We start from the raw sequence: 7,765 nt of genomic DNA on the forward strand, positions 1-7,765 counted from the left end.
GTCTTACACGGCGGCGGCGGCGCGCGCAAAAGGGCTTGGGGGTATTGGTGTTTTTCGCGGGCGGGGTGCTGCGCCGGGGGGGCTGGTGGAGGGCGGACACGAAAAGGCCGCCGTTCCCGGGGGAACGGCGGCCTCATGACCGGTCAGGCCATCGCGACGCTTAGAAGGTGAAGCGCGCGCCGAGACGGATCAGGTAAAGCGATCCGTTGAACACCGGCGACACGGCGGTCGCAGGCTCGCGGAACGACGAGTAGCGATACTGGGCGCAGGTCTGGCCCGCGTTCGCGTTGGGGACAGCCGTGGCACCCGTCGGGGTCGCAACGGCAAGGCACTGGACCGTGACGACCGACGCGGTGGACGGGAAGGCGAGCTGGCGCAGGCCGCCCCACTTGCTGTTGAGCAGGTTCGGCAGGTTCTCGATATCGCCGAACAGCGTCACGCGCGACCTGCCGATGAAGGTCGGAATTTCCTGCTCGAGGTGGAGATCGATGCGCGTGAAGGCGCGGCTGCGGGCAATGTTGCGACCCGCGATCCGGCCGCGATACTTGTTCAGCTCGGTGTTGCTGATGAGGCCCTCGAGCTGCGTCTGCGTGTTCGCATTGTCGTAGCTCACGAGCGGATCATTGGCGCCGGTCGGTACGTAGAGCAGATAGCGGTTGTTGTTCGACAGCGTGCCGAACACCGGGCTGCGCGCTGTCGTGCCGTTCGAAGCCTGATCGATCATCGTGAAGCTGTAGTTGCGGCCCGCACGCGTCTCGCCGAACAGCTGGATCGCGGTACGATAGTCGCCGAAGAACGCGTGATCGAAGCCGATATTATACTTGAACGCCCAACGCGTCTCGTCGTTCGAGCGGCCATAGGCGGCGAAGTTCGGATCGACCATCGCGCCGTTGCCGTAGTTCGACAGCGCGGTCGACGAGGTGGCGGGCGTCGCGTCCTTCACGTCCTGCCAGGTGTAGCTGCCGCCGAGCGACAGGCCCCAGTCGAACGTCTTGGCGGCGCGGACGTCGAACACATGGCCACGACCACGGTCGGTGTTGCCGAGCACGATGTCGGTGTTCGTATCGGTGAAGCTGATCCCGCCGGCGCTGGTCCGAGCGGCATAGCGCGGGCGACCATCGGGCAGGCGCCCGACAACGACCGAGCGTGCGTCGCTGAACTGAACCTGCTGGATGACCTGCGAGTAGATGTAGTCGGCGCCGAACTGGATGCCGAACAGGTCGTAATCCGCCGACAGCGTCGCCTTGAGCGTCGACGGGAGGTCGAAGCCGGGTGCGATCGCGTTCACCGGCGCGGTCGACAGCGATCCGGTGTTGGTCGACAGGAAGCCCGACAGCGCCGCCGGGATGGCCGCACCGTTGACGTTGTTGAGCGCGGCGTCGCCAACCGCGAGCGGCTGGTTGTACCCCGACAGGCCACTGGCGGTGCGCGTCACGTTCACCTGATTGGTGACGACGCCGGTGTTCGAGAAGCTGTTCGACAGATAGACGTCAGGAGCGCCGCCCGCGAACACGCCCGCACCGCCGCGCAGCTTCAGGCCCGAGACGGGGGTCTTGAAGTCGAAGCTGATGCGCGGCTGGAACGCGCCGAGACCCTTGAAGGTCTTGGTGTTCGTGAAGCCGACGCGGCTCTGGAAGTTGGCGTTGGCGGGAACGCGGCTCTGCATGTCGTACAGGTCGTAGCGCGCGCCATAGGTCAGGTTCAGCGTGTCGCTGACGCGCCAGCTGTCCTGCACGCCGAACGTGTACTGCTGATACCCGAAGTCCGCGGCGGCATCGGCGGTGTTGAGCGAGACCGCATCCTGATAGGTGACCGAGTTCGCCCGGCGCGCCTGGAAGTCGGCGAGCGAGTCGAAATAATAGTTACCGGCGGTGTTCTGCAGGAACAGGTTGTTGATCGTGACATGCGCGAATTCGCCGAGCAGGCGGATGCTGTGGTCACCGGCCGTGACGTTGGCCAGCGCAGAGCCGCCGAACGTCTCGGTCGCGAAGGTGTTCGACTGGCTGGCGCTGTCGGGACCGAAGGTGATGATTGGGGTGCCCGTGCTGCACGTCAGCTGCCCGCCGGCGCTGCCGACCGAATTCGGATCGAGGCAGACGCGGAACTGCGCGAAGTCGTTGCCACGCAGCGGGTCACGCGTACGCGTATAGCGCTTGTAGGTACCGCGGATTTCGGTCGAGAAGGTGTCGCTCCAGTCCGAATTCAACTGCGCGATGCCGGCACGGAGCAATTCGCCGAGTTTGTACCCGTTCGAATCCAGCGAGAAGCCGGGGGTCGCGTTGTTGACGGAGTTGCTGCCGCTGACGACGAACGAGTCGAACGCGTTGACATAGGACAGAGCGAGCTTCTGGCCATCGGTGATGTTCCAGTCGAGCTTGCCGACGATCTTCTCGTCCTTCTGCTGCGCGATCGTCAGGATCTGGCCGGCGTCATAGCCATAGACCGACTGCGCGATGTTGGCGACGTTGGTCACCTGCGCCTCGGTCAGGAAGCCGGTGCCGAACGGCACCTGCGACGGCGACGACACGGTCAGCGGGCGCGCTTCGGTGTTGCGCTCGGCCGAGACCATGAAGAACAGCTTGTCCTTGATGATCGGGCCCGACAGCGTCGCGCCGTAGGTCTCGGACTTGAAGCTGGTCGCGGGGCGCTTGAACGACCCGATCCGCTCGCCGTACAGCCCGTCGGTGTTCTGCGAATAGAAGCCCGTGCCGTGGAATTCATTGGTGCCGGACGCGAGCGTGGCGTCGATCGCGCCGCCCTGGAAATTGCCCTGGCGGAAGTCATACGGTGCGATCGAGACCGAAACCTGCGCGATCGCATCATACGGGATCGGGCCGCGCGCGGTCGGGCTGGCATCGGGGTTCAGACCGAAATTGTCGCTGACCGAGACGCCGTTGATCGAGAAGCGGTTGAAGCGCGGGTTGCTGCCAGCAAAGCTGACGGCGCGGTTGTTCGACAGATCGAGCGTGGCGAACGGGTCGCGACGCTGGATGTCGCGGATGTCGCGGTTCACCGAGGCGACCTTGGCGATGTCGCGCGCGCTGAGCACCGTCTGGGGGCCGTCCGACGAGGTGCCGGCGCCACGGATCGACGACGCGGTGATGACGATCTCTTCGCTCTCCGCATTGCCGCCCGCTGCGAGTTCGATGGGGAGATCGAAGGGCTGGCCGATGACGGTGTAGATGTCGGTGACGCTGCTGTTACCCTGCGCCGACGTGACGTCGACGGTGAAGGGGCCACCCGACCGGAGACCGGTTGCCGTGAACGTGCCGTTCGCATCGGTCGTGGCGGTCGAGCGCGAGCCCGACGGGACATGGGTGATCGTGACGGTTGCCGCACCGACGGGCGCGCCCGCGGACTGAACGGAGCCGCGGATCGTGGCGGTCGTCTCCTGTGCCGATGCGGCCATCGGTGCGATCAGCGCAATCGCCGCCGCACCCAGGAAAAGGTTGTTACGCATTAGAAATGTCCCCTTTGAGCTTTTGCTCGAGATCCGCGACGTGTCGTTCGGTCAGCCGCGCCCCTGCGCCCCAAATATTTCGGTTCCATGACATTGGCGAGTCGCGAGTTGCACGCGATGCACTCCGTCATATTACGTTGCAAAAAAGCCACGCTCGCGTGCGGATCACGCGCGGATGGAACCAATCTCGATCAAGTGCGTGACGCGCGACGCTCAGGCGGCGGCGACGATCGCGGCCCATTCCGCCTCGGTGATGACGCGGATCCCGAGGTCGGTCGCCTTTTTGAGCTTCGACCCCGCGCCGGGGCCGGCGATGACGAGATCGGTCTTGGCCGAGACCGACGCTGCGACTCGCGCGCCGAGCAGCTCGGCCTGCGCCTTGGCCTCGTCGCGGCTGAGCGTCTCGAGGCTGCCGGTGAAGACGAGCGTCTGGCCCGTGACGTCCGAATCGCGCGTCTCGTGGACGACGTCGAGCGGCGTCACCTCGCGGAGGAGGTCGAACACGACCGCGCGGTTGTGCGGCTCGGCGCAGAAGCCGATCAGCGCGTTGGCGACCTCGGGGCCGACGCCCGCCGTCTCGATCACGCCGACGAGCAGCTTGTCGCGGCGCAGGACATATTTGCGCTCGGGCTCGCCGATCACGGGCGTGATACTGTGGTAGAGGAACACCGCGCGGCGCAGCATGCTGCCGAGCGCCTTGGCCGAGCGATAGCGGCGCGCGAGGTCGCGTGCGGTGATCTCGCCGACATGGCGGATGCCGAGCGAGAAGAGGAAGCGGTCGAGCGCGATCTGGCGGCGCGCGTCGATCGCGGCGATCAGCTTGGCCGCCCAGACGCGGCCGTCCTTCTTGCGCGCGACGAGCTGTTCCTCGGTCAGGCGGAAGATGTCGGCGGGCGATTCGATCAGCCCGTCGCGGAAGAATGCCTCGACCAGCGTCTGGCCGAGCCCGCCAATGTCGAAGGCGTGGCGCGAGGTGAAGTGGATGAGCCGCTCGACGCGCTGCGCAGGGCAGATCAGCCCGCCGGTGCAGCGATAGACGACCTCGCCCTCCTCGCGCTCGGCAGCCGATCCGCACTCGGGGCAGAGCCGGTCGAAGACATAGGCGGGGCGATCCTCGGCGGCGGTCAGGCTCTCGACGATCTGCGGGATGACGTCGCCCGCGCGCTGGACGAGGACGCGGTCGCCGACGCGGACGCCGAGCCGCTCGATCTCGTCGAAATTGTGCAAGGTCGCGTTGGTGACGACGACGCCGCCGACGGTGACGGGATCGAGCCGCGCGACCGGGGTCAGCGCGCCGGTGCGCCCGACCTGGATGTCGATCGCGTTGAGCGTGGTCTGCGCGCGCTCGGCGGGGAATTTGTGCGCGATCGCCCAGCGTGGTGCGCGTGCGACCTGGCCGAGTCGCGCCTGCCAGTCGAGCCGGTCGACCTTGTACACGACGCCGTCGATGTCGAAGGGGAGCTCGGCGCGGGCGGCCTCGATCGCGCGGTAGATGCCGAGTGCGCCCTGTTCATCCTCGACGCGCGCGAAGGCGTCGGCGACCGCGAAGCCCCAGGCGCGGAACTGGTCGACGATCGCGGACTGTGTTTCCGCGGGGACGGCGCTCGCCTCGCCCCAGCCATGCGCGAGAAAGCGCAACGTGCGCTCGGCGGTGATGCCCGCGTCCTTCTGGCGGAGCGAGCCCGCGGCGGCGTTGCGCGGGTTGGCGAACTGGCGCGCCTCCTTACCGGTCTGTGCGGCGTCCGCGAGCAGGCGGGCGTTGAGTGCGGCGAAGTCGGCCTTTGCCATGTACACCTCGCCGCGGATCTCGAAGACCGCGGGGAAGGGGGGCTCGCCGCCGAGCGTCTGCGGGATGTCGGCGATCGTGCGGACATTGGCGGTGACGTCCTCGCCGACCTGGCCGTCGCCGCGGGTGAGCGCCTGGACCAGCCGGCCGTCCTCGTAGCGCAGCGAGCAGGACAGGCCGTCGATCTTGGGCTCGGCGGTGAGCGCGACGGGGGCATCGTCGGCGAGCTTGAGGAAGCGGCGGACGCGGCCGACGAACTCCTCGACTTCCGCGTCCGAAAACGCGTTGTCGAGGCTCATCATCGGCTTGGCATGCGCGACCTTCGACAAATGCCCGGCGGGTGCGGCGCCGACGCTGCGGCTCGGCGAATCGGCGCGGATGCTCGCGGGGAAGGCGGCCTCGATCGCGGTGTTGCGGCGGACCAGCGCGTCATAGTCCGCGTCGCTGATCTCGGGCGCGTCGTCGGTGTGATAGCGCACATTGTGATAGGCGATGCGCTCGGCGAGCGTCGCCAGCTCGGCGGCGGCCTCCGCTTCGGTGGCGGGAAGGGCGGACGTGGGCAGCGCGGTCATGATCGCGGGTTAGGCAGCTGCCCCGCGCGCGGCAAGAGCGTCAGGCGGTTTCGAGCAGCCGTTCGGCCTGCGCGCGCGCCTCGTCGGTGATCGTCGCACCCGAGAGCATGCGCGCGATCTCCTCGCGGCGCTCGGCCTCGTCGAGCGCGCGGACGCCGGTGCGCGTGACGGTGCCGTCGTTGCTCTTGGCGATCAGCAAATGCTTGGCACCGCGCGCCGCAACCTGCGGGCTGTGCGTGACGACGAGCAGCTGCGTGCTCTGCGCGAGGCGCGCGAGTCGCTCGCCGATCGCGCTGGCGACCGCGCCACCGACGCCGCGGTCGATCTCGTCGAACACCATCGTCGTCGCGCCGCCTTCCTCCGCGAGCGCAACCTTCAAGGCGAGGATGAAGCGCGACAATTCGCCGCCGCTGGCGATCTTGGTGAGGCCCGCGAACGGCGCGCCGGGGTTGGTCGAAATTTCGAACTCGACACGATCCTTGCCCGCGGCCGACCAGCCGTCCTCGCCGAGCGGGGCGCAGACGGTGCGGAAGCGGGCGGCGTCGAGTTTCAGCGGCGCGAGCTCGCCCGCGACCGCGGTGTCGAGCCGCAGCGCCGCCTTGGCACGGCGGGCGGAGAGCGCGTCAGCGGCCTTGTCGTACGCGGCGCGCGCCTTGGCGAGCGTCGCCTCGAGTACCGCGATCCCGCCTTCGCCCGCGTCGAGCCGTTCGAGCCGCGCGCGCATCTCGTCGGTCAGCGCGGCAAGGTCGTCGGGCTGGACGCGGTGCTTGCGTGCCATCGCGCGGAGCTCGAACAGCCGCGCCTCGTCGTCCTCGAGGCTGCGCGGGTCATAGGCGAGGTCGATGCGGGCATCGCGCATCCGCTCCTCGGCGACCGATCCCTCGATCACCGCGCGGTCGACCGCGGCGAGTGCGTCGGCGAGCGCGACATGGTCGCCCGCGATCCGTTCGAGCACGCGCGCGGCCTGGCGCAGCTTGGCGAGCCCGCCGTCGGAGCCTTCGAGATAGTCGTCGATCGCCGACAGGTCGTCCGCGATCTTTTCCGCACGCTGCATCGAGCGGCGGGTGTCGGCGAGCGTCTCCTCCTCGCCCGGCTCGGCGCCGAGCGCGGTGAGTTCGGCGACGGTGTGTTCGAGCCAGTCGCGATCGCGCGCGGCGCTCTCGATATCCGCGCGGGCGGTGGCGAGTGCATCCTCGGCTTCGCGCAATGCGGTCCAGGCGCGCGTCGTCGCGGCGGGTTCGGTGCGGCCGAAGATGTCGAGCAGCGCGCGGTGGCCGCGCGGGTTGAGCAGGCCTCGTTCGTCATGCTGGCCGTGGATCTCGACGAGCGTCGGGGCCATTTCGCGCAGTAGCCCGGCGGAGGCGGGCTGGTCGTTGACGAAGCCGCGGCTGCCGCCATCGGCCTTGACGATGCGGCGGATGATGAGCGGTTCGCCCGTCTCGATCGTCAGCCCGTTCTCGTCGAGCAGCGCGGTGAGCGGCGTGCCGGGGGCAGGGGGATCGAAGGTCGCGGTGACGACCGCCTGCGCGGCGCCGTGGCGGACGAGCCCGCTGTCGCCGCGGCCGCCGAGCGCGAGCCCGAGCGCGTCGAGCAGGATCGACTTGCCCGCGCCGGTCTCGCCGGTCAGCACGCCGAGCCCCGGGCCGAAGCCCAGGTCGAGCGCCTCGATCAATACCACGTCGCGGATGGAGAGTTCGGTCAGCATCGGTTCGTCCCTTAGACGATCCGGATGCGAAAATGATCCCCCAATGTTCCGTCTGGTTTGCAGGGGGTGGTGGGCGGGGGCGCTATTGTCATGCTCGCTCCACGTCATCCTGACGAAAGTCAGGATCCAGGGTTACGAGCGCTGCGGTCTGCGGCTCTGGATCCTGACTTTCGTCAGGATGACGGGTGGGGGCGGGCGCGTCTGTGGCTCTGGATCCTGACTTTCGTCAGGATGACGGGTGG

Annotated in this window: 3 protein-coding genes; all 3 read right to left on the minus strand. The window is 68.2% G+C overall.

Annotation, left to right across the window (positions count from 1 at the left end):
- Positions 1-160: 160 nt before the first annotated feature.
- Positions 161-3,460 carry a TonB-dependent receptor gene (locus AC0CH3_RS17575; RefSeq protein WP_354303746.1) on the minus strand — a complete coding sequence of 1,100 codons (3,300 nt, stop codon included), beginning with the start codon at positions 3,458-3,460 and terminating at the stop codon, positions 161-163.
- A 213-nt stretch (positions 3,461-3,673) separates the two neighbouring features.
- On the minus strand, positions 3,674-5,818 hold the full coding sequence (ligA, locus tag AC0CH3_RS17580) for an NAD-dependent DNA ligase LigA (RefSeq protein WP_354303747.1): 2,145 nt from the start codon (positions 5,816-5,818) through the stop codon (positions 3,674-3,676).
- A 40-nt stretch (positions 5,819-5,858) separates the two neighbouring features.
- Positions 5,859-7,523: a DNA repair protein RecN gene (recN, locus tag AC0CH3_RS17585; protein WP_354303748.1), complete on the minus strand. Its 1,665-nt coding sequence runs from the start codon at positions 7,521-7,523 to the stop codon at positions 5,859-5,861.
- Between the last annotated feature and the right edge of the window lie 242 nt (positions 7,524-7,765).

It is taken from the genome of Sphingomonas sp. AC449 (assembly GCF_979253475.1).

Bases quoted from the DNA above. Each gene is read 5' to 3' on its own strand.
- recN (WP_354303748.1), bottom strand. From the start codon at position 7,523: ATGCTGACCGAACTCTCCATCCGCGACGTGGTATTGATCGAGGCGCTC.
- ligA (WP_354303747.1), bottom strand. From the start codon at position 5,818: ATGACCGCGCTGCCCACGTCCGCCCTTCCCGCCACCGAAGCGGAGGCC.
- AC0CH3_RS17575 (WP_354303746.1), bottom strand. From the start codon at position 3,460: ATGCGTAACAACCTTTTCCTGGGTGCGGCGGCGATTGCGCTGATCGCA.